Consider the following 24497-nt stretch of genomic DNA (forward strand, 5'->3'; position numbering starts at 1 on the left):
CTGCGCGGATCGTGCTCAGCTGCGGCTCGGCGCCTGCACGCTGATCTGCTGGGGGCCCTCAGCGTGGGGAGTGACCGTGATGAGCGCGCCCGAGCCGAACGAGTCAGCATCGATGGCGACGGTGTCTGCGGGCACGCCGGCCACCTGGAGATGTGTGACCGCTCCTAGGCTGGGCACGTACAGCACCGTGCTGGTGTCGTGCTCGGCATGCCAGTCGACGGTGAGGGTGTGGGTGTCGTAATCCCAGCGGTAGCTACGGAGGGTTCCGCCGATAGCGAGGGGGTACCCACGAACGAGCGGCGTGAACTCCGGGTCGTCGAGCATCCCGGGCTGGTAGCACCAATAGGCGCTGCCCCATCGGTACTCTTCAATGAGGCCGAACATGTGGCGGAGCCGCTCGGGAGTTGATGGCTCGGACGGGAACGCGCCCCATTCGCCGACGACGGTTGGAAGGCGCAGCAGGTCCTGAGTGCCGTGCTTTTGGTGGGCGAGTGCTTCGAGGTTCTTTGGGTCGTACCCCTCGTAAGAGGCGGCGTCGGTGACCGCGTCGTACACGTGTGGCGCGTACGCCTGAGCGCCCTCTGGAAGCCTGCCGATAGCGGTGTCGATGAACGAGCTGCTGTAGATGTTTCCGCCGGTGAACAGTGCCGGGCCGCTGGCAGCGATGGCATCGCTGGCACGCTCGAAGAATGGCGTGAGGGTGTCCCGATCGAACGCCGTAAAACGATCGTTGAGGATGTCGCTCATCGCCGAGCGGGCTGCAGGGCTGATGGTGTCCGGCTTGCTGAGGTCGAACATCGGGTCGGCTGCTGTCGCGGCGGCGGTGGCATCACGGAATGCGGTGCCTGCGATGCTGCCCATGTAGGGCTCGTTCATCGGCTCGATGCCGATGACATTCTGCTGGGGCGTGAGCCGGTTGGCGAGATGCCTCAGCATGGCGATGTACCGAGTTTGAATCCCGACGCCGTCCGCGGCGGGTTCGTCTGCCCAGAACGCGTCGGCCGCGCGCATCAGCGCGGGGCTGGTGATGTAAGCCTGATACCACATGGTGTCGCCGGGGAGGACAGGCAGGTTACCGTGCAGGGTCGCCCAGGGCGGGGCGCCCTCCCCGCCGACCGCTGAACCATAGAGGTCTTGGTGTAGGTCAATGAGCACATGCAGTCCGAGAGTGCCGGCCTGCTCAATCACGGCGCTGACCCTGCCGATGTAGTCGTTGTCGTAGTTGCCCGGGGCAGGTTCAACGCTCGCCCAGAAGACCCCCAGGCGGAGGAAATTGAAGCCCAGGCCGGCCAAGCGCGGGAGCAACGTGTCCATATCCGGGTACATGTGGCCGGTCGTCGGGTCCTTGCACACCACGTTGATGCCATGCAGGATCACTTCTCTGCCCGCGACGTCGACGAATCGACGGCCATCCACCGTGACCCTCGAGACGATGCCAGGATCCGGCACCGCCACGCTGCCCGTCATGCGGGGACCGACAGATTCGCTCGGCTGAGTTCCATGAGGGACTCAAGTGCACTGGAGGGAAACATGTCGCCAGTGAAGGAGAGGAATTGACGCATCGGCATCGACTCGACCATCCGCAGTTGGTCCTGCTGCTGCGCAGCTTGAGCCTGCTGCTCCTCGGTCATGGATGCGGCCATGCCCTGCATGATCGCGGGACCAACTGCCGGGTGAGAGAACCACTCACCGACCGTTGAGTCGAGTGTCAGCGGCTGCATTCGCTCCTCGCCGAGGAGCGTTATCGTCTGCTCCGCTACGACCGTGTGTGCGCTCGCGCCAATCTGAACGGTGTAGTCTCCGGGCGCAACAACCCAATCGTGTTCGGTGATGTCCCAGTACGCGAACGAGCGACGGTCGAGCTGCAAGGTGATGGTCGTTGATTCACCGCTGTCGAGGCCGATTTTTGCGAACGCGCGGAGTTCGCGTGCAGGTCGGCGTACTGGCCCGGTCTCGGTCGCGACGTAAACCTGCACGACGTGCCTTCCAGCACGCGTGCCAGTGTTTGTGATCGTCACGGCGACCTCGGCGGTCACATCGTCAAGAACCGTGACCTCGACATGATCAGTGCTGAAGGTGGTGTAGCTCAGACCGTGCCCGAACGGGTACCGGACGGGGCTGTTCAGTGTGGTGTGGTGTCGGTAGCCGACCATGACGCCCTCGCCGTACCGCACATGACCCTGCTCTCCAGGGAAGTTGAGATAGCTGGGGATGTCTGCCAGGCGCAGCGGAATGGTTTCCGCGAGGTGACCGGATGGATTCGTGGAACCGTAGAGCAGGTTCGCAAGCGCTGATCCGCCGGCCTGCCCGAGGAGGAAGCCGTCCAGAATCGCGTCCACCCCGTCGTGCCAGGGCTCGAGCGATACAACGCCACCGTGGGACAGCACAACGACGGTCTGAGGCGCGGCTGCGGACACCGCTTGAATGACCGCAATCTGGTCGGCGGGGAGGTTCAGGTTTTCCCGGTCAAATCCTTCGGATTCGTCCGCTTCTGCAAGTCCGGCGAAGATGACAGCAACGTCAGAGCCGCGAGCGACGGAGACTGCCTCCATGAGCAGCACGTCATCGACAGTGCCGTCACCGGAGACAGGGAACCCCTCAGCGAACTCGACCTGCCTTGCATCGGGGTGTGAGCGTAGAGCTTCCAGTGGCACATCGATCTTGGTCGGATTGATGTGCGAGCTGCCGCCGCCCTGGAAGCGGGGCGTGGTGGCGAACCCGCCGATGACCGCGACCCGCGCGTTGGTCTGCAGCGGAAGCGCGTCGTCCTCGTTGCGGAGGAGCACAGCGCTTTCCTCGGCGAGCTCTCTGGCGAGATCGTGGCTTGCGTCGATGTTGAGTTCTCCGGCTGGTGCCGTGTGGAGCTCGGTGAGCTGCAGCACGCGACGCGCTGCCTCAGTCACGGTGTTAGGGTCCAGTTCCCCTCGGCGCACGGCGTCGATGATCTGCTGATCGGTATCGCCGCCGCTTCCCGGCATCTCCAGATCCATCCCAGCTCGGAGCGCCGCAACCCGGTTGCTGACAGCGCCCCAGTCGGACACGACGGCACCCTGATAGCCCCATTCGGAGCGAAGAAGGTCGGTGAGCAGCCAGGGGTTCTCGGACGAGTAAACGCCGTTGATTTTGTTGTACGAGCACATCACCGTTGCCGGCGCCGCCTCCTTAACGACACGCTCGAACGCCGGGAGGTAGATCTCCCGCAGCGTCCGTTCGTCGACGTCTGCACTGACTCGCATGCGGTCGGTTTCCTGGTTGTTCGCGGCGAAGTGTTTGACGGAGGCGCCGACGCCGGCGGACTGTAGGGCCTTCACGAAGTCGGCACCGAGGACGCCCGAGAGATACGGGTCTTCGCTGTAGTACTCGAAGTTCCGGCCGCACAGGGGTGAGCGCTTGATGTTCACACCGGGGCCCAGCACGACGTTCACGCCGAGCGCCCGGGCTTCGGCTGCGACCGCAGCGCCCATTCGCGATGATGCGTCGGGATTCCAGCTCGACCCGATTGCAACGGCAGGCGGGAAGCAGGTTGCGTGCACACTGTCGTTGATGCCGAGGTGATCGGCGTTGCCGCCCTGGAGGCGGACCCCGTGGGGTCCGTCGGTGAGGACGATTGCGGGCACGCCATGCTGGGGGAGTGGCTTCGTGGTCCAGAAGTCTCGTCCTGACAGGAGGGAGGCCTGCTCCTCGAGGGTGAGAGATTGGAGGTCGGTGCTCATGCGGAGTTCTCCTGGGTTGTGGTCGTGCTGGTTGCGGTGACGGCGGTGAAGAGCGCGGCGCGCAGCTCTGGTAGGTCGCCGGGGATGTACTCGAGCATCGTGTTCAGCGACATTCCGGACGCTTCCGGTGACGTCGGGTCGATCGGGATACCCGGGAGGTAGGTGGCGAACACTGCCGCCAACGGAGCCCACACCGACGGGTCCTTGCCGAGATCGGCGAGGGAAGTGTCCATGGAGTACTCGCGGGGCGCGGTCCTAGTGGCGTCGAGTTCGTAGCTCCATGTGTGCGTGCCGGCTTCGACTTCCTCGACGAGTCCGTCCGCGTGGAGCGGGAGGACTACTTCTGCACGTGCGCCAGGGGGAACGGAGACCGAGACCTTGCCGTGACCACCCTCGACGTTCCAACTCACTTCGACCTGACCATGGACGGTGTCGTGCCGCAACGTGGCGTGCGTGAGACCGCCGCCGGGCTGCGGTTCGATGCGCATTCGCCGGTAGCCCGGTTCAGTAGCGGTGAGCCCACCGATGGTGCGGTGCATCCAGTCGGCGACTGCTCCGAGGGCGTAGTGGTTCAGAGAGGTCATACCGGAGGGGTTGATGGTGCCGTCTGGGCTGACGGAGTCCCACCGCTCCCAAATCGTTGTGGCGCCCATCGTCACGGGGTACAAGAAGGATGGGCACTGCTCCTGCATGAGCAGCAGATACGCCTCCTGCAGGTGACCGGTGCTGCTCAGCGCGTCGGTCACCAGAGGCGTGCCTGCGAATCCTGTCGAGATGGTGTATCCGGAGCGGGCGACAACGTCGGCCAGCCGGCCGCCGGCGTGTGCCCGCTGGTCAGCGGTGAGCAGATCGAACACGATCGCCAGTGCGTATGCGGTTGCCGTCTCGTTCGTGAGCCGGCCCGCTGGGGTCACGAATTCGTGCTGGAAGGCATCCTTGACACGGGCTGCCAGCGCCCGGAATTCTCTCTCGTCGTCGGATCGCCCGAGCACGGCGGCGGTGCTCGACATCTCGCGTGCCACCTTGGCGAAGTACGCGGTCGCGACGAGGTAGCGGTCGGTTTTCCCACCGGCGGGGTTGTCGTCTGGTGCGTCCGGGTCGAGCCAGTCGCCGAACTGGTAGCCGGAAGCCCAGACACCATGGTCGTTGAGGCGGCCGGCGACATCGCGGACGAATCGTGCTGCGGACGGGTAGGAGCGCTCGAGGATGGCGGCGTCGCCGTACTCGCGGTAGAGCGTCCAAGGGAGGCTGACAGCGACGTCGGACCACAGCGCGGTGGGCGCGGATGGGGTGGAGAGAACGTCCGGTACGACCCAGGGAACGAAGCCCTTCGCGGTGTGCTCCGCTGCGAGATCGGCAAGCCAGGACCCCAGCACCCCTCGGACGTCGTGCAGGAATGCGGCGGTCGGAGCGAAGGCGTTGATGTCGCCGGTCCAACCGAGCCGTTCGTCGCGCTGCGGGCAGTCGGTAGGCACCCCGACGAAGTTGCCGCGCATTGACCAGACAACATTGTCGTGCAGCCGATTAAGTAGCGGGTTGGAGGTGGTGAGCCATCCGGTGCGGCGCATGTCGGTGTGCACGACGATCGCGCGTACTGCGTCCGCGGTGATGGCACCCGGCCAGCCGGTGATCTCTGCGTACCGGAAGCCGTGGAAGGTGAAGCGTGGCTCCCAGGTCGCCGGACCGTTCCCGTCTCCAATGTATGTGTCGGTGGCGCGGGCAGATCGGAGTGTTTCGACGTCGATCTCGCCGTCGGTAAGCCATTCCGCGTGCCGGATCGTGACCGTCGCTCCGGAAGGGACTGAAGCGGTGAACCTGACCCAACCGCTGATCTCTTGCCCAAAGTCGACGACGGTTCTTCCGCTCGGCGTGGTGAGAACGGCCACGGGAGCAAGTTCTTCAATACGACGGATGGGTTCGGATTCTGGCTCGATGAGAGCGGTTGTTGGCCAGTCGAAATTCTCAACCCGCTGCCAAGCAGCTCCGTCGAACGTCGGTTCGGCCCAGCCGGCTGGCTCGAGGCGAGCGTCAAACGTTTCGCCGTCGTAGATCGACGCTGCGCGCGTTCCACCGGTCCCGGCATGCCACTCACCGTCGGTGGTGACGTACTCGACGGATGTGGTCGTGTGCAGCTCGAGCTGTGCTGATAGTGCCCGTCGTTCTGCGAAGTGGTTGCGCTTGTCCTCCCACCCGAGCCGCCCAAGCGCCCAGCCATCCGCGACAACTGCACCGAGAGTGTTCGCCCCGACCCGAACGTGATTCGTCACGTCGTACGTGGACACGACAAGTCGGTGCTTATAGGACGTCCAACCCGGCGCGAGTACTTCATCGCCCACCCGTTCGCCGTTCAGCCACGGCTCGACGACACCGATGGCGGTGATTCGAAGGACCGCCTTCGTCAGGTTGTGTGGCGCGGTGAAGTCACGGCGGAAGTAGGACGCCGCGGAGCGTGTTTCGCCGGCAAAGTTCAGCTGCGGAGTGATGAAGGCGGCGTGCCAGTCGAGGGTCACGATTGTCCTTTCGGCGGTGAGGCGAGCGTCAACGAACGGAGCGGATGCGCATGGCGACAGCGCCACCGGCGATGGTGCAAAGACCGGCGAGGACGTAGACGAGGGTGTAGTTCTTGTCGCCGCTGGTGGCCCCAATGGCGAGGAAGATCGGGGCGACGAGGGGCGCCACTGCCTGAGGGATACTGGTGGCGAATCCGGTGATACCCATGAATCGGCCAGCGTCTGTGTCACGCTCAGGGAGGACGTCAAGCAGAAGCGCTTGATCGACCGCGGAGAACATGCCGATACCGATGCTGCTCACGAGTGACCCTGCGATCAGCAGCGGCAGGCTCGTGGAAAACGCCATGATGACCGCACCGATGGCGAACAGTATCCCGGACGCGAAGACGAACGGACGTCGACGCCGGATCTTGTCCGACAGGAATCCACCTCCGAGTGCTCCGAGCGTGGTGGTGAGGATACCGCCGAGGGAAACGGTCGCGATGATGCCGGCCACCGCGGTCACGGTGACGTCGAGGCGTTGGGCGAAAAAGAACGATGTGAAAGTCGTATTCAGGGACAGCCCGAAGTAGAAGAAGAACCGTCCGAGCCAGTTCCAGCTGTAGTCCGGGTAGCGGCGGGGATTGAACACAAGCTTGCGTAGTGCTGCGCCAACGTTCAGCGCCGGCAGCTTCATGCGTCTGCTGTCGGGCTCGTGGACGAAGATCACGAACAGCAGCACCAGGATCGCGCCGACGATACCGGGAACGACAAACAACAGGAGCGCATCCCCAGCGAACACTCCGGCAACGGACACTCCGAGAACCGGAGCGATCTGCGTGGCGAAACCAGTGAGCCCCGCGACTTTGCCTCGCTGTTCCTCCGGGAGGCGGTCTGCCGTTCGGACCTGAAGGCCCGCAAGGACCGACCCCCATCCTGCTTGAGCAAGGACCCAGCCGACGCCAAGCAGGAGCGTCGTCGGGGCAGTGGCCATGACGAACAAGGCGACCATGCCGACGATCATGCCCGCGATCATGAAGGGCCTGCGTCGACCGATTCGCGTTCGAGTACGGTCGCTCAGGATGCCGAGGAAGGGACCGGTGAGCACCACCCACGCAGCGCCCGCGCCCGTGATGTAGCCGAGGTACTCCGCATGTCCCGGTGCGATCGCCTGCAGGCGGATCGAGAGCGAGATCGCGAGCGGAGTGATGAACGCAACGAACACGCCGAACTGGGCGACGACCATGAGCCAGATCCATTTGGCACTGACGCGTCCACTGACGTCCTCGAGCACGGTTGCCGTGGAGACGGTGACTGGCGACTCCGCCTCGTCACGCAACGGCAAGGTTGGGTCGGCGCCAGGAACCGGGGGAACCGGGACTGTGGGTTTGGGATTCGAGGGGTTGATGCGTCGTTGCATGGCGACTCCGTCGTCGTTGGGAACTAGACCGCTCTAGTGACGATCACCGTAACCGTCACGGCTAGCGCGCGCAAGTTGTCCGTTAGGCTTTGGAGGGAGGGGTGATCGATGACTGCTCGGCGAGTGACGGCTGCCGATATCGCGCGGGAGGCGGGGGTCTCCCGAGCGACGGTGGGGTTCGTCCTGAATCGCACTCCGGGGCAGACCATCTCCGCAGAGACGCAGCGGCGGGTCCATGACGCAGCTACTGCTCTTGGGTATCAGCCACATCCGGGTGCCCGGGCGCTCGCGCGGGGCAAGACGATGATCGTGCTGTACGTCCTCCCGGACTGGCCGTTGGATTACAGCATGCGGGCGCACCTTGAGGCTGCTTCGGCTGCACTTGACGCGGCCGGGTACACGCTGGTGACTTGGACCGCGCACTCTTCCGGGCGAACACGTCCCCTCTGGGAGACGCTCTCACCCGACGTCGTCATCGCCACAAGCCCCTTCGCTCCAGCGGACATTGCTTCAATGCGACGTGCGGGAGTTAGCCATATTGTCCCGTCACCCGGATCGACTGCTCCGGCGCCTGAGTCCACCTCGTTCGGTCAGGGGCCGTCGCTGCAGGTTCGTTACCTCGCATCGCTTGGGCATCGACGCCTTGGGTATGCGGTGACGGCTGACCCGCGACTGCGCTCGCTCCTCGAGGAACGCATCGAGCTTGCGCAACGAACGGCACATGAACTCGAACTCCCACCCCTCGTGATTCCTGGTGCCGAGGAAGACTTCGATGTTTGGCGTGTGTCCGGGGTGACGGCGATCGCGGCCTACAACGACCAGGTCGCAGCTGGTGTGGTCCGGACTGCTCGAATGCGGGGGATGCTCGTTCCAGAGCAGCTCTCGATCGTCGGCCATGATGATGATCCATTTGCGGCTCTGACCCTCCCTTCGCTCAGCACGGTCCGTGTCGACAATGCCCGCGTCGGTGAGTACTTGGCTTCGGTTGCCTTGGCTGCTCTTCGCGCCGATGAGCTCAGCCCGTTGCGTGAACCTACTGCCATGGTGGTCCCACGGGAATCGACCGGGCTCCTTGAGAGAGGCCAGCCGTCCATCCGTCGTAAAGGGCCGCAGACCGAGGTTCGGTGAGGTAATCAACACTCCGAGCACGAGGAGAGGCCCGAGCAGGAGGGCAGCAGGTCGGTCGATCCGATAGAAGATGTCGGAGGAGGCTCAGCGGACCTCGTCGACCGAGCGCATATCCGTTCTGAGCCGAGCCGAGCCGAGCCGAGCCGAGCCACACTCCTGCTCTGCCCGCTGGGCCCACACGCAGACACCGCTCGAGGACGCCGTGGACCGGCCAGGCGGAGAGCGCCGGGACCGGACTCTCTCAATCTTCGAGGGCGACGGCTCATCCTTGATGGGAACGGAGACGTTTCGCACAGGCCTGGTACGAAGCGCCTCCGCCATTGCGATGCGTTCAGCGCGATGTTGATGCTCTCATCGGCACGGACGGTTCGGTCCGATCCTGTGTGGGCCAATCGTCGCGGTCTAGCGGCAGACCCTCCGTGTCGAGTTGCGGCAGGATCCGGTCCAACCCTTTGGCACACACCACGCCGCATCCCCGAGCAGTGCAAGCGTCGCGGGCACCAGGATCATGCGGACGACGAACGCATCAGCGACGACACCTCGACAGGCTGCCACGCCGAGCGGACCGTATAGCAATCCTTTGACGAGATGCTCCGTCTGGCGCGGAGCCGCCGATCCTTCGACCGTGGCCGAAACGAGCGGCCCCTAGCGTCGGGGCATGACCTCATACCAGTACGCGACGGGCCTCACCTGGTCCGGCCGGACGGCCGAATACGACGGCTACGACCGGCGGCACGACATGAAGTTGGGCGCGACCTCCGTCGCAGTGAGCGCGGACGCGGCCTTCCGTGGAGATGGCACGTTGCCCAATCCGGAGCAGCTGGTGGTGGCTGCAGCGAGCTCGTGTCAGCTGCTGTCGTTCCTCGCGGTCGCGGCGCTCGGCGGCCTGGAGGTGCGGGAGTACCGCGATGCCGCGGTAGGCGTCATGGACGACACCGTCCGGCCAATGCGCCTCACCTCGATCTGTCTGCGCCCGCGGATCGTTGTGACGGGAGCGACGCCAGAGCGCGTCGACCGGTTGCTGCGGAAGGCGCACGAGCAGTGCTACATCGCGAATAGCCTGACCACGTCAATCACGCTCGAGCCCTCGATCGAGGTGGTCTGATGTTCGACATCGAGGTCCCCACAACGGGTGGTGCCGGCTCCCTGGCCCTCATCGGGTGCGCCCTGGGGGACGCGGGCGTCGGTCTGGAAGGAGGCGGCGTGTGGTCGGGCGTCGCTCACTACCTGGTCGCGGACGCGGAAACCGCGCGGACCGCGCTCATAGCGGCGGGCTTCGACGCGGTTGTCGTGCGCGAGGTGGTCGTCGCGGAGCTCGATGCCGATGTGCCGGGAGCGCTGGGACGGATGATGCACCTGCTCACGGACGCAGGGGTGCTGCTGCTCGGTCAGTACAGTGACCACGACAACCACAAGGTCTTGATCGTCGACGACGTCCCGACGTCCCGACGGCGCGGAAGGCACTGGAGGCCAGACCCCGAGCATGAGCGGCGAACCCGATATCTCCGTCCCCGGACGGGCGCTCGGCGATCTTGCCCGGGCGCGCATGGTTGCGGCTCTGCTGGGGGACCGGGCCATGCCGGCCGGGGACCTCGCCCGAGAGGCGGGAGTGTCGGCGTCCACCGCGAGCGAGCACCTGCGCACCCTGCTCGACGCGCGCCTCGTCCACGTCGAGCAGCGCGGCCGGAACCGCCTCTACAGACTCGCGAGCAGCGAGGTGTCACGGGCGGTCGAAGCGCTGCAGGGCATCGCGCCGCTGGCGGAGATCCAGTCGCTCCGGGCGCATCGAATCTCTCGGGAACTCCGCGCGGGTCGCACCTGCTACGACCACCTCGCCGGTGATCTCGGGCTGCGGATGACGGACTTGCTCGTCGGTGCGGGGGCCGTGGGGGCCCCGCGGATCGGTGAGCCGGCTGAACCATTGGAGCCGTTCCCGCAGGGGCCGGTCGTCGCGGCGCTGGGCATCGTCCCGCCATCGGGGCGGCGCCCCTGGGTTCGCGGCTGCCTCGACTGGACCGGACGCCGAGCGCATGTCGCTGGCCAGCTCGGGACACAGGTCCTCCGCACGATGGACGCACAGGGCTGGATACTGCGCCCGCCGACCGGGAGAGCGGTCCGGCTCACGGCCACAGGAGAGCGCGCGCTAACTCTCCTCGAATCCGCGACGGCCCGAACCCAATGATCGGATATCGAGACGAGCGGTGAGCGGTGAACGTGGAGCCACGTAGCTACCGTCATCGCATGGGTAGGCTTCTGGTCATTGGCATGTTCGGAGCTGACAAATCGACCCCGCTCGCTGAGCTCGCACCCCGTGGTCATCGCACTGTGGACACTGACTACGGGGTTCGGATGGACGGGATCCGCGCGTCGCGGACGGAGTGAGTCGGCGCTGTGCCCGATCGGCACGTGGCCAATGGCGCGTCTACCCCAATCCGACGACGCGAGGCGCATCGCGGGTGACCCTCGGTCTCGTCCCTCCGTAATCCGGGTGGTCATCGGGCGCCCTGGGACGTTCGTCTCAGATAGCACCCGGTAGCGCGAGCTTGCTCAAGCGAGAACTGGTGCGCAGCTTCTGAACGTCCATCGACCTGACGAGTCGTCGTTGAGGAGCTGTTCTGGCCCTTTGGTCGCTCGAGGCTGAGCGTGCCCTTCAGACGTTCGAAGGCGCGGGAGCATAATTGCATTGTGCAACTTCGAGTGCGGTCTCCCTGGGCGGCCCTCCTCCCTGCTTCGGTGGTCGTCGCAACCGCCGAGCGCGATCTGGACGGGAACCTCGCCGACGACGAGCGCGACGCGATCGCGATGGCGCTCCCGGAACGGCGTGCGGAGTTCGTGACCGGGCGTGTGCTCGGGCGTCAGGCCCTTGCTGTGTTGGGCATCCAGTGGGTGCCGATCCCTGTTGCGCGGAGCGGAGCGCCGGTGTGGCCGGCCGGGGTCGTTGGCACTATCACGCACTCCGCCGGGCTCCGCGCGTGCGCTGTAGGGCGTTGTGACGAGCACGCCGGGATCGGCATCGATGTCACGCCCGCCCGCCCGTTGCCGCAAGGGGTGCTCGCATACGTGGCGGACCTCGGCAGGGCGCCCGTGGCCGCAGGTCTCGAGGCACTCGGGCGATGCGGGGTTGAGAGTCCGGACAGTGTGCTCTTCGCTGCCGCCGAGGCCGTCGCGAAAGCACGGACCTCGGCGCACAGCGGCTGGTATGGCGTCGACGGCGCAGACGTTGCGCTCCACCCGGATGGCACTTTCGTCGCCAGTGCGCGCCGCGGGCCGACGTTCGCAGGAACCGGTAGATGGGCGGTAGGTGGCGGGATGGCGTTGGCGGGCATAACGCTCGCCGCGCGCTGAAGCCGGGGTGTAAATGCACGCCGACACGATCGAGGAAAGGACGAAGAGTATGGGGCAGCTGCACTACGACACGTCGATTGAGGCAGTGTTCGAACAGCACGCAGACCGTCCGGCACTGCGGCAGCGGTCCGGAGCGGACATCATCGACACGAGCTTCCGTGAGTTGTGGGACCGGGCGAGTGCGCTGGCAGCAGCGCTCGGGGACACCGTGTCTGCCGGCGACCGGATTGCTGTGCTCGGTGCCGCGACTGCTGACGTCGTCACGCTCGACCTCGCGTCGTGGATCCTCGGCGCGGTGTCTGTCCCGCTTCAGTCGAGCGCACCCGTTGCGGCCCTGCGCGAGATCGTCGAAGAGACGGCGCCGGTCTGGATCGCGGCCGCCGTCGAGCAGTCCGCGACTGCCCTGGCGGTCGCCGAAACGTCCGAGAGCGACGTGCGGACGATGTGGCTCGACGCCGACGCCGACGCCGACGCCGAGACTGATCTGACACTCGACGAACTCGTTGTCCGAGGGGCTGGTCTGCCGCGCCTGGACCCGTGGCATCCTGCACTCGGTGAGGACCCCCTCGCACTCCTGCTCTACACGTCAGGCAGCACCGGCACCCCGAAGGGTGCGATGTACACGCGCTCTATGGTGGAGCGTCTGTGGCACTCACAGCGCACTGACTCCGCCGTGAGCGTCGAGGATGCAGACACCGGCATCGTCGGGTACGCGTACCTCCCGATGAGTCACCTCACCGGCCGCGCGGCGATGCTCGCCACACTCGGACGTGGCGGGACAGTGGCGCTCGCGACCTCGACGGACCTGTCGACGCTCTTCGACGACCTCCGAGCATTCGCGCCGACTGAATTCGTTTTCGTTCCACGGGTTGCGGAAATGGTCCGGCAGGAGGGCGCGCGCGAGGAACAGCGGAGGATCGCGGCCGGCAGCACGGACCGGGGGGCCGTCCGGTCCGCTGTCCAGGCCGACCTGCGGGTGCGTGCGTTCGGTGGACGTGTTGAGCAGGCGATCTGCGCCAGTGCTCCGTTGACCACGGAGCTCCGCACGTACATCGAGGATTGCCTCGGTATCACGCTGCACGATCTGTACGGGTCAACCGAGGCGGGCAGCATCCTCCGTGACGGGGTCATCCAGCAGCCGCCCGTGACCGACCACAAACTCGTTGACGTTCCCGAACTCGGGTACCGCATCACCGACCGGCCGTACCCGAGGGGGGAACTACTCGTGAAGAGCACTGCCGTGATCGCGGGGTACTTCCACCGGCCGGAGGTCACTGCCGCGGTCTTCGACGAGGATGGTTTCTACAGGACCGGCGACGTCATGGCGCAAACCGGAGCGGACACCTACGAATACCTCGACCGTCGGAACAACGTCATCAAGCTGTCGCAAGGCGAGTTCGTCGCGGTGGCGGCGCTCGAGGCGACGTACGGTGGGACGTCCGAGGTGCACCAGATCGCCCTGCACGGCGATAGCCGCCACGCGTTCCTCGTCGCGGTCATCGTGCCGGCGGTCGCTGGGACATCAGAGCGCGACCTCCTTGCCGCGCTCCAGCGCACCGCACGCGAGCACGGCCTCGCCCCCTACGAGGTGCCCCGCGGTGTGATCGTCGAGCCCCAGCCCTTCACGGTCGAGAACGGCCTGCTGTCCGACGCCCGCAAGCTCCTGCGCCCGCGCCTCACCGAACGGTACGGCGAACGCTTCGCGGCCCTCTACGATTCGGTCGACGCGCAGCAGAGCGGCATCCTGACGGCCAAGCTGCGTGAACGTGCCGACGACGAGTCGACAGTCGACACCGTCGTCCGCGCGGCACGCGAGTTCCTCGGGGCCGAGGTGTCCTCGGCGGCCGCCGCGAAGGCCCGGTTTTCGGACCTCGGCGGAGACTCGCTGTCCGCGTTGACGTTCTCCGGGATCCTCGAGGACGTGTTCGACGCCGAAGTGCCCGTCGGCGTCATCACCGACCCGACAAACGATCTCGCCGCCGTCGCCGCGTTCGTCGAGCGCTCCGCCTCGGCCAACCGGCCAACCGTTACCCGTGTCCACGGAGCCGATGCGTCCATACTCCGCGCCAGCGACCTGCGTCTCGACCGGATACTCGGAGGCACCCCGGAGCCGGCACCCCGTGCCGCAGCAGCCCAGGCACGTCCGCGCACCGTCCTGCTCACCGGCGCCAACGGCTATCTCGGCCGGTTCATGGCCCTCGACTGGCTCGAACGCCTCGCCCCGGTCGATGGCACCTTGGTGTGTCTTGTGCGTGGTGCTGACGACGCGGACGCCCGGCACCGCCTCGAAGCCGCGTTCGCTGCTGACCCTGCGTTCGCCGAGCGTTTCGCCGAGTTGGCGGATTCGCTCGAGGTACTGGCCGGGGACGTCAGCGAGCACCACCTCGGACTCGAGGAACAGCGGTGGCAGGATCTGGCCGCCCGGGTTGATCTCGTCGCGCATGCCGCAGCCCTCGTGAACCATGTTCTCCCGTATCCAGCATTGTTCGGTCCGAACGTTGTCGGCACCGCCGAGGTTCTCCGCCTGGTGATCGCTGCAGGCAGCGTGCCCCTCACCTTCGTTTCGAGCGTTGCCGTCGCTGGTGGTGCGCGCCCAAGCGCAGCAGCCGACGCGGACCCGTCCGCGCCGACTGCACTCGATGAGAACGCCGATATCCGAGCCACGATCCCCGAGTGGCCCGTTGGTGACGAGTACGCCAATGGGTACGGTGCGAGCAAGTGGGCGAGCGAGGTACTGCTCCGCGAGGCACACGACCGCCATGGTGTCCCCGTAGCCGTTTTTCGCTCCGACATGGTCCTCGCGCATCCACGCTGGCGCGGCCAGGTGAACCTCCCCGACGTGTTCACCCGACTGGTCTGGAGCGTGCTCACCACCGGACTCGCCCCGGCATCATTCGTCCGGCGCGGCACGGATGGCGAACGGTTGCGCTCCCACTACGACGGGCTGCCAGCGGACTTCACGGCCGCAGCGATCGATGCAATCGGTGCTTCGGTCACCGAGGGTTATCACGCCTTTAACGTCGTGAACCCCCACGACGACGGTGTCTCGCTCGACACATTCGTCGACTGGCTCCTCGAGGACGGACACCACATCGAGCGTGTCCCTGACCACGCGGAGTGGGTCGATCGGTTCCACGAGGCGTTGGGGGCGCTACCCGACGAGGACCGCGCCCGGTCGGTACTGCCGCTGATGCATGCGTTCGCCGCACCCGAGGAACCGCATGCCGGCTCAGCGATCCCCGCCGAGGTGTTCCGCGAGGCCGTTCGCTCGGTCCGCCCGCTCGGCACGTCGGAGATCCCATCGCTCGACCATGCTCTCATTACGAAGGTGGCGAACGACCTCCTGTTCCTGGGCCTGCTCAAGCCCGCACCGGCGGCAGATGCCTGATGCCCGCCGGACCGCGCGCAGCCCAGCAACGACGCGACCGAGCGGAGAGGAAGCGGAGGGTGAAGGGGCGGCACCCGACGAGGTCGAACCAGAGGTGCATGCCGACGTAGTACGCGGCGTGCACCATGTCGATCCGGCCGGTCAGGTCCTGTAGCGCATCCCATGATCGGGTGGATGCTGCGATGGTCGCGGTCTCGTCGAGCCAGATGGTCCGGTGGGTGATGGTGATCAGGGTGATCAGGGTGCCGAAGTGGGTGGCTCCGCCGGCGATGGCCCAGCGGGCGTTCCTGCGAGTGTCCCGCCTCATGTCAGCATGTGCACTGGCTCGCGTCTGGGCAGGCGTACTTGGGCCCCCCGACTGTGTCGTCAGCGAGGGCGGAGTCGGTATCTGGGTTCAGCAACGTGTTCTAGCCCGCGGTCTGCTGGTCGTCCGCGAGGCAGGAGCCAGCATTGTGCGGCACCGCGTGGCAGCATGCTCGACCCGGATAGGAGTCGCTCCGCGTCACCGTAGGGGGCGTGGACGGGACGACTGACCGGAGCGCCCCGCATCGCATGCGACCAGGCAGCGGGAGCCAGTCCGGTGGGCGACTGGCTACCGGTCTCCGCCTGAAGCCCTACCTGCCATGAGTTGCGTCAGAATGGTGAGGTCCTGGTTCAGGCGCGTGAGATCCAGGCGGGTGAGATGCTTCGCGTCACCCAAAGCGGCTTGCGCGACGCTCGGCGCAATCACTTCAGCCGTCTCTTCACCGCGCAGGGTGAGACGCACGAGGACACGGCGCCGACTAGCTGGGTCCTGCCGACGCTCAACCAGCCCACGTCGTTCGAGGCGGCCGACTCGGTGCGTCACTGACCCAGCAGTGATGAACGTTTGCGCGCCGATCTCACCCATGGTGAGTTCCTGGTCACTCGACCGCCACAACGCTGCCAACACATCCCATTCCCACAGCTCCAGGTCGTGATCGGCGAGTACTTCGGCGCTCCTCGAGGACATGATGCGCTGCGCGAGCGCGAGCCGACCGGACAGCTCAAGGACCGCTAGGTCTGCTCCCGGGAACCGAGCTCGCCACTCGGTCAGGGCGGTGTCGATGACGTCTTGCAATGTGAACCTCCAGGCGTATCCTACCCAAGTCAAACAGTTTGACATGAAAGGATCTGCCGATGGTCAAGACCACTTCCGGGCTCGTAGACACGTTCGAGCAGGACGGACTCACACACTCGCGGGGAATCCCATATGCCACCGCTGAGCGGTTCCAGAAACCAACTCTGATCAACACTCCTGATGTTGCACGTGCTGGAGCGGCCCGAGGGCCGGCCGCTCCGCAGGACCCATCCCGCCTGGACGACGTGAACGGGCCACTGTTGGACGGGATTGCTCAGCAGGAGGATTGCCTGGTGCTCTCCGTTGTCGCGCCCACGGATGCGGACGGGCTGCCGGTGATGGTGTGGTTCCACGGCGGCGCATACGTTTCGGGTACCGGCGAAGCCCCGAAGTACGACCCCGACAGCCTTGCACGCAGGGGAGTGGTCGTCGTGAACGTTTCCTACCGGCTCGGGGCGCTGGGCTACCTCCACCCCGAAGGACTCGGAGTTGGAAACCTCGGACTGCTCGATCAGCTCGCAGCGCTCCGGTGGGTGCAAGCCAACATCGTTGGGTTCGGCGGAGATGCGAAGCAGGTCACAATCTTCGGCCAGTCCGCGGGTGCCGATTCGGTGCTGTGTCTTCTCGCCGCTCCGGCCGCTCGAGGTCTCTTCCGCCGCGCCATCTCCCAGAGTGCCCCCATTGGTGTTCGCTTCGGAAACACGGACCTCGTCGGTCAGCGGGCTCCGATGGTGGAAGCCATGCGGCCCGCGTTCACCGCAGCGTTCTCCACCGACCCTGCCACAGCACCTGTCAGCGAAGTTCTCGCTGCCCAGCGAGCAGCCCAGGCTGCTGCGCAGCCGTTTGGCCTGGCGGCTGACCTCGCCTACGCCCCCTACGTCGGCACCGATCCGATGCCGGACTCCGTTGAGGAGCAATGGAAGAAGGTCGCGCCCGATGTCGAACTGTTCATCGGCTGCACCCACGATGAGGCAGCTCCCTTCGTCCTGGGCAACCCCGCGATCACAGGCCTACCAGAGGCGGAGCGCCCTGCAGCCATCCGCGAGGCAACCGAAGCCGAGACCAAGATGATCTTCGACGTCACCGCCATCGCGGACCTCTGGCGAAACGCGGGCGGAACGGTCGCCACGTATCGATTCGACTGGCACCCCGAAGGTGGTGGCCCCTTCGGCGCCACACACTGCATCGACCTGGCGTTCCTCTTCGACGGCGACTGGAGCGACGCTCCCATGCTGGACGGCCAAGCCGTCCCCTCCGGTCTGCGAGAAGAAGTCCAGAGCACCTGGACAAGCTTTGCCCGTGACGGGGTCAGCGCACTGAAGAACGACCACCTCCGCTTCGGGTAAGCAGGGGACCTTCCGACCAGACAAGCGAATGCCCTGCGATCAGGGACTGACTGTCGAGCGCGACGGTGACCCTGACAACGGGAACCATCAGTGCGTCTGACCGGGTCAGTCTTCTGGGTGCAGGCTGGCGTCGGCCGGCCCGGTCCGCCAGGCGGTGAAGTGCACGGTCAGGTCGTCCCGCGAGGGCGCGCAGCACATTGGCCCGGCACCGACCTCGGCGTCCGGGTCCAGGGGCGCCACGCGAACCAGACGCCACGGCTCGTCATCGACCCGGGCTCGGACGGTCAGGGCATCGCCGGAGCGGCTGGCGCGGATCGTGACCAGGCGCCCGTGCCACTCCGCCACGGGCGAGAGCGACCAGTCGGAGACGCCGCGGGTGACGACGGCGCCGAGGCTGTCCTGGTCGTCGCTGCGTTCGACGCCGGCCTTGGTCCACGTGCTGTCGTCGACCTTGACGAAGATGCCGGCCTGGTCGAACTGGGTGGAGAAGTCCAGGTGGAACGACACCTCCATCGCGGTGTCCTGGGCGAACGGCGCGAGAAGGGCGTGCTCGGTGTCGTGCACGAAGCCGTACGAGGTAGTCCGCCAGGCGTCGCTCTCCTCGACCGCCGTGACACGCATTCCGTCGTCGGACACCTGCACGTGCGCGGGGGCGGTCGTCCAGGTGCCCGCGTTCCAGTTCATATCGCTCATGCCACCGAATGTACGCTCGTACACATGGCCGTTGACTACTTCGCTGGAGACAATCGCAGTAATCGCGAGCGGATGCTCGCGGGTGATCTGTACATCGCCGATGACCCTGAGAGTGCACGCCTGGCTCAGCGCGCAGTTCAGCTCGCAGATGCATACCATCGCGCCGCAGTCGACGACGAGGTAGCCGCTCGCCCCATGCTCGAGGACCTGCTTGGGTCGCTCGGAGCGGACGCGTTCGTCAAGCCGCCTCTGTACGTCGACTACGGCGAGAACATTCGGATTGGCGCTCGTACCTTCGTGAACTACCACCTCACGGCCCTCGATGTCGCAGCGATCACCATTGGGGAGGACTGCCAGATCGGGCCGAACGTCCAGCTGCTGACACCGACCCACCCCACTGATCCGCAGCCGCGCCGCGACAAGCTCGAAGCAGCCCTCCCGATCAGCATCGGGAACAACGTGTGGCTTGGAGGCGGTGTCATCGTCGGCCCCGGCGTGAGCATCGGCGACGACAGCGTCATCGGCGCAGGCTCCGTCGTCATCCATGACATCCCGCCGGGGGTCGTCGCGGTCGGTAACCCGGCCAAGGTCATCCGAGACATCGCACCGACGCCATGACGGTGCTCCCACCGGCCCGGAAGCCCCGCCGGACGGACCCGGATCGTCGGAGTCGGATCATCGACGCATGTCTCGATGTCATCGCCGATGCCGGCGTCGACGGGACCACCCACCGACGGGTCGCCACCGTAGCCGACGTATCACTTGGCTCGATGACATATCACTTTGCCGGCATGGATGCGCTGCTCTTGGAGGCATTCACGCGCTTCGCCGAGGGTGTTGCCGAGCAGACCGAACGGCGCTTGCGCGAAGCCGGCACAGATGGAGACACCCATGCGGCTGTGGTCGACGTCATCCTCCGCGGCATCCCCGGCATCCCCGGCATCCATCGAGACCTCGTTCTCACGCACGAGCTCTACACGCTCGCAGCCCGCCGACCCGAGTACCGCGTGGTCACTCAGACGTGGATGGCGCGCATCCGGGCAGCACTCGAGGAACACGTCGACCCGGTAACCGCACGAATCCTTGACGCCCTCATCGAAGGTCTCACCATCCACCGAGCCCTGGACCCGGAGCCTGCAGACGATGCCGTCGTCCTTGACGCCGTCCAGCGCATCCTCGGCACCCCCGACGAGAAGCGCGCCAGATAGCCGATCGCCTCGAGCCGGCGGCCGAGGTTCTGATCGGTCGAACTGACCCACACGTAGGCGACCGTCTGCGTCCTATGTTGCGTGACGTCTCGACCTTCGCGCAGATCTGTAGCAGAAGGGGTCAAGCGGACTCTAGAACCACGCGGACCGGGCCCCGACTGGCTGTCGCACTGGGGTATACCCAGGGCGACACAACGAGCCTTGCCTTGCGCACATCGATCCCGGCCTCCAAGTGGGTGCCGGCGCGTGCGAGCCGCCCACAACGCACAAGTGGCGCGCTGCGAGAAAGCAAACGGCTTCAACCATTCGAAGGCGACCTCAAAGTTTGCTACTGTCAGACTGAAAGGCAGGGGTGGCAGTGCGCATTCAACGAGTAACTTTTTCGAAGTTCAAGCAGTTTAAGAACGGGAGCATCGACTTTCAACCCGGCCTTACAATTGTCGCGGGGGGAAATAACGCAGGAAAGTCCTCGTTGCTTCAAGGGCTAGCCGTGTGGGAGTTCTGCAAGGTTGCCACAATCGCTCAAAGGGGCAAGAGTGGCTTGCTGGAAGAGCGAGAAAGCTCGCAGGGCTTCGGCTTGGGAGACGACGAATTCTCGCCGATTAATATCCCTTCTCTCAAACATCTCTGGAGTAACCTACGCTCGCAGAAGGACGAGGATGAGGCTGACGGCTATACACTTGCAATAACGCTTTTCTGGCAGGATTCCATCGGCGCGGAGCTGAAACTGGGATTCAGTTTGGCACTGGCAAACGACAGGCTCTTCATCAAGGTGGCGACTTCGTCTCTTGCTGTTGATTCAGAAATTCCAGTGATTGCATATTTGCCCCCTTTTGCGGGCATTTCTGCAAAGGAGGAGCGTATTCGTGGCGCGGCCCGCCGCAGGCGCATCGGCGAAGGCTTGGCCGGGGCGGTCCTGCGCAACCTGCTGCTCGACATGCGCGATAACAATCTCGCCTTGCGCGACAAGCTTCGCGGTACAAAGACTAAGATTTCCGACACCGACTTGAGGTCTTTACGCGAGTCTGATCCGTGGGAGCTTCTGCAGCAGGCAATGAGGGAGACATTTGCCTCCGAGATTGTCTTGCGCGATTTCGATGAAGAGTACCACACATATATCCAGGCGAACGTAGATAAAGGGACCGTGAGCGGGTACAAGCTGACGAGATACCCAAAGTTCAACCCGCGGGACCTTATGGTAGAGGGAAGCGGATTCTTGCAGTGGCTGAGCGTCTATACGCTAGCAACCTCACCGGAAGCAAACGTCCTGCTCTTTGACGAGCCCGATGCGCACTTGCATGCTGCGTTGCAGATGCAACTAGTCACGAGGCTCGAGGGCTTGGCCGAACAACTTGGAAAACAAGTACTTCTAGCAACGCACTCCCCAGAGATCATTCGCGAGACGCCTCTGGCGAAGATACTGGAGGTCAAGTCGGGCGGTAAGGGTCGTTACCTAACGACGGAACAGCAAAAAGTGGGCATGATGATGGGCATCGGCTCAACCTATGCCCCACGTCTGGACAAGATCCGAAGTGAGCAAAAGGTCTTGTTTCACGAAGGCACCTCCGACCTCTCGGCCTTGCGGGAGATCGCTCGTGTCCTGTCAAAGGAATGGCCGTCGTATCCCACCTGGCAAACAACGCAAAGCCATAAGGAAAGGCGCCTAATTTGGCGGGCTCTCCGAGCTGAATATGGACAGATCGAAGCGATAAGTTTGCGTGATCGTGACGAAGACTCAGTCAAAACTGTCGGAGAAAAGCTGGAGGACAAGGCTGATAAGCATTCCGAGGGTGATTTCCGATCCAGGAAGTGGCGACGACGATACCTCGAGTCATATCTAATCGTCCCGTCAGCTATAGCGCGTGTAACGGGCAAGTCCGAGCAGGCGGTGAAGGCCATTCTCGCGGACGAGTTTTCGCTCAGCATTGGAAAATCGTACTACCGCTCCAATGTGCCTGCACCACTCCTTGATGTTCGCGGGAAAGAGATACTCGAACACTTCAATCTCAACGCATTTGATGTATCAAAACGCCTTGAGCCCGATGAGGTCTGCGAAGACTTAGCGCTCTTCGTGCAGGAAGTGGCTGATTGGTCTTGACAAGTGGCCTGCTGGTTCAAGGAGGCAGCACTGAGCGCAGCGGCCGAGTAGCTCACGGCTGCAAGCGGAGGCAAGTGCTCCACCTGACGTAAGAGCGCAGTATCGGCACGGATCTACGGTGAGGCGTCCTCGGATGGGGCAGCATCCGGGAAAGGGGCCCCTGAGCTGGAGTCGGGAGCATCGTGCTGCTTGCCTATGGTGTGGGACTGGAGCGTGGTCGATGCTCGACGTGGGTACTACGGCCCCTGTCTTGGTGCTACCGGCTGGTTCGCAAGAGGTGAGATTCTGTTCACATGAGTTTGCCTGTTGGTTGGTTTCCGGATCCCTCTGACCCGGAGCGCGAGATGCTCTGGGACGGTGACCAGTGGACTGGCCTCACCCGCCTCCGGCGGACGGACAGCGCGGCTGCGCAAAGCGATGGTGACGCAGGAGCGGAGGATTCTCTTGAACCTTCGCGAGGACGGCGCAAGCCACGGTCGCGCCGTCGTCCTTTGGTTCTGGCGCTTGTCATCCTTGCGGTGGTCGTCATGGTTGGTGGTGGCGGTACGGCGGTAGCGGTGGTTCACGCGCGGCAGGTTGCAGCTGCAGAGGAGAAGGCGGAGCAGAAGGAGGAAGCGGCCGCCCGGACTCGTGCTGAGCAGCGTGAGGCGCAAGAAGCAGCGCAGGAAGATGCCGAAGAGGATGAGCGCTCTGCCCGCGCCGAAACGGTGAAGGAGGTCGAGGCCTCAGTGAAGACCATGGCAGAAGAGAGCGTGACGAAGGGTCTGCTCGATGGCCCCATCATCTCCGTCTCCTGCAACCCAGTCAGCGGCTCCACCGATGACTTGACCGACACCACCACCTCGTTCGACTGTTTCGCCGCGAACACCGACAACGCGGACGGGACCCAGTCGGGGTACTTTTTCAACTCCACCGTGAATTGGGACTCCGGCGAGTACACCTACGGTCTGGGCAAGTCGGCGTCTTAACGGACTCCACGAGATGCCGCGCCCCCTTGGCCACCGCGATTTGACATAAAACCGCCGTATCGGCGCGATGAGCGCAGCCGGCCACCTCGAGGGTGGTCTCTGTGCTGCACTGGGGGAGCGGCGTCAGTGCGCGGCGCGGACGGCCTGGCTCATTCGGCGGCACGAGGAGATCTCGTAGGTGGTCGCATTCGCTCACGGATCTTCGCGAGCTCGTTCAAGTTCCTGCGCTCCTGATCGCCGACACCGCACGCCCGGAGGATCCGACCTGGCCAGCCGTCCGAGTGCTGGCGCTGTCCGATGCGGCAGCTGCGTGCGCCCAAGGGGACGAGAGGGGCAGCCCATGACGTCCCCGGTCCGCCAGTATGGGTGGGCCACCCGACGAGAGGACGATCGTGAGCCGTCATCGAGCAGACCGCTCGCGCAACGCACCGATGACGGCCGCGGACCGCAGGCAGGTTCGCGCCGTGGGCCGGTTCGTCGTCGGGATCAGTGTTCTCGTGGTCATCGTCGGGGTCGTGTTCATCGCTCCGGCCAGCCTGCGCTCGTACGACAGCGACCACCGGCTCACGCTCCGCTGCCACGTCACCTCGGCCGAGGGGACCACGCGCGGCTCGTCGAACCGCGGCATCGGCGGCCCGAATCCGCGGGTCGTCATCACCACCGATGACTGCGGGAAACTCATCCTCTCGAAGGGTGTAACGATGACAAATCACCAGGCGATCGCCCGCCGCATCGATGCGCCCGGGGAGTACGCGATCGAGGTCGGAGCCGGGGCCTGGAAGATCCGTGGGCTGCTGCACGCCATTAACCGGAACCCTTCAGCTTATGGCGTCGAACCAGCGTCCTGACGGACGGGTCACCTCCCTATACAACCCGCCATCGATGGCGCGTGCGAGGGCATGGCCGCCCGTTTACGATGAGGTGCCGAACGGCTCCGAACAAACAGGGGGACATGCGATGAGCAAGATCAAGCAGGCACTGGCCGGTATGGGGATGGTCGTGGCGCTGGCGGGAGCGGGTGTCGTTCTGCCCGCTGCTGCGGCTCCGGCACATGCTGGACCAGTCGTCTGTCACACGTGGACCGAGACGGTCCACGCGAAGAACTGCGACAAGAAGCGGCAGATCTGCACGGCGTACATTTACCACCGGATCTGCGACTGAACGACAGGCAACAACCACAGCAGGGGTCGGGCGCCGTCACCGGTCGCGCGACCCCTGCTCGTCAGCCAGCGCACGTGGAGGCGTTGTCGTCAGCGCGTCCCGCCCGCAGAACGATGCGGAAACCGCACGGCTGAGGTGCCTACCTAGCCGGCACGTGCCCGTGTGCCGTGTCGCGGGGGTGTCAGTGTGCGGCGTCGTACGCGTCGCGGACGGCTTGGCTGATGCGGCCGCGGGAGGAGACCTCGTGGCCGTTCGCGTTGGCCCAGTCGCGGATCTTGGCGAGCTCTTCCGAGTTCCCACGCTTCGGCGCACTGCCAGCAGTAGTGCGGACGGAGCGGCCGTTGGCCTTGCGTGCGGCGGCGATGTAGTCGGAGAACGTTTCGCGGAGCGCGTCGACGTTGTCGTCGGTGAGGTCGATCTCGTAATAGGCGCCATCTGCCC

The 24497-nt window shown here is 65.1% G+C and carries 21 protein-coding genes and 1 pseudogene; 13 read left to right on the plus strand and 9 right to left on the minus strand.

Annotated features, from left to right (window positions below; translation table 11 throughout):
• Positions 1–15: 15 nt before the first annotated feature.
• Genes BR70_RS0117640 through BR70_RS0117655 form a run of 4 tightly spaced genes read right to left on the minus strand, consistent with a single transcriptional unit; the run spans position 16 to position 7622 of the window.
• Entirely contained in the window at positions 16–1467 is a 1452-nt protein-coding gene (locus BR70_RS0117640; RefSeq protein ID WP_027467119.1) for a glycoside hydrolase family 5 protein, read from the minus strand.
• Complete coding sequence (locus tag BR70_RS0117645) at positions 1464–3713, minus strand: glycoside hydrolase family 3 C-terminal domain-containing protein (protein WP_027467120.1); 2250 nt, start codon at positions 3711–3713, stop codon at positions 1464–1466. The genes BR70_RS0117640 and BR70_RS0117645 overlap by 4 nt, the downstream gene beginning before the upstream one ends.
• Positions 3710–6223: a glycoside hydrolase family 78 protein gene (locus BR70_RS21695; RefSeq protein ID WP_051597075.1), complete on the minus strand. Its 2514-nt coding sequence runs from the start codon at positions 6221–6223 to the stop codon at positions 3710–3712. Before BR70_RS21695 ends, BR70_RS0117645 begins: the two co-directional genes overlap by 4 nt.
• Positions 6224–6251: 28 nt before the next feature.
• Positions 6252–7622 (minus strand): MFS transporter, encoded by a 1371-nt coding sequence (locus tag BR70_RS0117655; RefSeq protein ID WP_027467121.1) that lies wholly within the window; start codon positions 7620–7622, stop codon positions 6252–6254.
• Positions 7623–7730: 108 nt separating this feature from the next.
• On the opposite strand from BR70_RS0117655, the pseudogene BR70_RS23810 reads away from it, so the two are divergent.
• The 3 genes and pseudogenes from BR70_RS23810 to BR70_RS0117660 all read left to right on the plus strand — a co-directional run.
• Positions 7731–7877, plus strand: a pseudogene (locus BR70_RS23810) (LacI family DNA-binding transcriptional regulator); the annotation flags it as partial.
• A 48-nt stretch (positions 7878–7925) separates the two neighbouring features.
• Positions 7926–8750 carry a substrate-binding domain-containing protein gene (locus BR70_RS22995; RefSeq protein WP_231495736.1) on the plus strand — a complete coding sequence of 275 codons (825 nt, stop codon included), beginning with the start codon at positions 7926–7928 and terminating at the stop codon, positions 8748–8750.
• 658 nt (positions 8751–9408) lie between these two features.
• On the plus strand, positions 9409–9855 hold the full coding sequence (locus BR70_RS0117660; protein ID WP_027467122.1) for an OsmC family protein: 447 nt from the start codon (positions 9409–9411) through the stop codon (positions 9853–9855).
• On the opposite strand, the gene BR70_RS23450 is transcribed toward BR70_RS0117660, so the two are convergent.
• Positions 9795–10235: a hypothetical protein gene (locus BR70_RS23450; protein ID WP_155896939.1), complete on the minus strand. Its 441-nt coding sequence runs from the start codon at positions 10233–10235 to the stop codon at positions 9795–9797. The two genes, BR70_RS0117660 and BR70_RS23450, sit on opposite strands and share 61 nt — an antisense overlap.
• Between BR70_RS23450 and BR70_RS21700 the strand changes: the two genes are divergently transcribed.
• The 3 genes from BR70_RS21700 (at position 10234) to car (ending at position 15483) form a co-directional block, all read left to right on the plus strand.
• The gene (locus BR70_RS21700) at positions 10234–10932 is read left to right on the plus strand and encodes an ArsR/SmtB family transcription factor (RefSeq protein WP_051597076.1); all 699 of its coding nucleotides are present in this window, start codon (positions 10234–10236) and stop codon (positions 10930–10932) included. The two genes, BR70_RS23450 and BR70_RS21700, sit on opposite strands and share 2 nt — an antisense overlap.
• Before the next feature lie 551 nt (positions 10933–11483).
• Positions 11484–12095 (plus strand): 4'-phosphopantetheinyl transferase family protein, encoded by a 612-nt coding sequence (locus tag BR70_RS0117670; RefSeq protein ID WP_035809373.1) that lies wholly within the window; start codon positions 11484–11486, stop codon positions 12093–12095.
• A gap of 13 nt (positions 12096–12108) precedes the next feature.
• Positions 12109–15483: a carboxylic acid reductase gene (gene car / locus BR70_RS0117675; protein WP_051597077.1), complete on the plus strand. Its 3375-nt coding sequence runs from the start codon at positions 12109–12111 to the stop codon at positions 15481–15483.
• On the opposite strand, the gene BR70_RS0117680 is transcribed toward car, so the two are convergent.
• Together BR70_RS0117680 and BR70_RS21705 are read right to left on the minus strand one after the other, a co-directional pair.
• A complete protein-coding gene (locus tag BR70_RS0117680) occupies positions 15455–15790 on the minus strand; it encodes a hypothetical protein (protein WP_027467125.1) in 336 nt (111 codons plus the stop codon). The two genes, car and BR70_RS0117680, sit on opposite strands and share 29 nt — an antisense overlap.
• A 285-nt stretch (positions 15791–16075) precedes the next feature.
• Positions 16076–16582 (minus strand): MarR family winged helix-turn-helix transcriptional regulator, encoded by a 507-nt coding sequence (locus BR70_RS21705; protein WP_051597078.1) that lies wholly within the window; start codon positions 16580–16582, stop codon positions 16076–16078.
• A 59-nt stretch (positions 16583–16641) separates the two neighbouring features.
• Here BR70_RS21705 and BR70_RS21710 point away from each other — a divergent pair, with 59 nt between their 5' ends.
• Positions 16642–17928 carry a carboxylesterase family protein gene (locus BR70_RS21710; RefSeq protein ID WP_081827451.1) on the plus strand — a complete coding sequence of 429 codons (1287 nt, stop codon included), beginning with the start codon at positions 16642–16644 and terminating at the stop codon, positions 17926–17928.
• 105 nt (positions 17929–18033) lie between these two features.
• On the opposite strand, the gene BR70_RS0117695 is transcribed toward BR70_RS21710, so the two are convergent.
• Positions 18034–18621, minus strand: a complete 588-nt coding sequence (locus BR70_RS0117695) for a DUF1349 domain-containing protein (RefSeq protein ID WP_027467126.1) — start codon at positions 18619–18621, stop codon at positions 18034–18036.
• 24 nt (positions 18622–18645) lie between these two features.
• Here BR70_RS0117695 and BR70_RS0117700 point away from each other — a divergent pair, with 24 nt between their 5' ends.
• From BR70_RS0117700 to BR70_RS23455, 6 genes are all read left to right on the plus strand, one after another.
• Complete coding sequence (locus tag BR70_RS0117700; protein WP_027467127.1) at positions 18646–19239, plus strand: sugar O-acetyltransferase; 594 nt, start codon at positions 18646–18648, stop codon at positions 19237–19239.
• Positions 19236–19829, plus strand: coding sequence for a TetR/AcrR family transcriptional regulator (locus BR70_RS0117705; RefSeq protein ID WP_027467128.1), 594 nt, complete (start codon positions 19236–19238; stop codon positions 19827–19829). The genes BR70_RS0117700 and BR70_RS0117705 overlap by 4 nt, the downstream gene beginning before the upstream one ends.
• A gap of 358 nt (positions 19830–20187) precedes the next feature.
• Positions 20188–21927, plus strand: coding sequence for an ATP-dependent nuclease (locus tag BR70_RS23000; RefSeq protein WP_197019670.1), 1740 nt, complete (start codon positions 20188–20190; stop codon positions 21925–21927).
• Positions 21928–22220: 293 nt separating this feature from the next.
• Positions 22221–22895, plus strand: a complete 675-nt coding sequence (locus BR70_RS0117710; RefSeq protein ID WP_027467129.1) for a DUF2510 domain-containing protein — start codon at positions 22221–22223, stop codon at positions 22893–22895.
• A 464-nt stretch (positions 22896–23359) separates the two neighbouring features.
• A complete protein-coding gene (locus BR70_RS0117715; RefSeq protein ID WP_155896940.1) occupies positions 23360–23743 on the plus strand; it encodes a hypothetical protein in 384 nt (127 codons plus the stop codon).
• A 109-nt stretch (positions 23744–23852) separates the two neighbouring features.
• Positions 23853–24056, plus strand: a complete 204-nt coding sequence (locus BR70_RS23455) for a hypothetical protein (protein WP_155896941.1) — start codon at positions 23853–23855, stop codon at positions 24054–24056.
• A 181-nt stretch (positions 24057–24237) separates the two neighbouring features.
• Here BR70_RS23455 and BR70_RS0117720 read toward each other — a convergent pair.
• On the minus strand, positions 24238–24497 hold a 260-nt coding region (locus tag BR70_RS0117720), incomplete at its 5' end, for a histone-like nucleoid-structuring protein Lsr2 (protein WP_027467131.1).

Origin of the sequence: Curtobacterium sp. UNCCL17, from assembly GCF_000686685.1 — a bacterium.
GTDB lineage: Bacteria > Actinomycetota > Actinomycetes > Actinomycetales > Microbacteriaceae > Curtobacterium > Curtobacterium flaccumfaciens.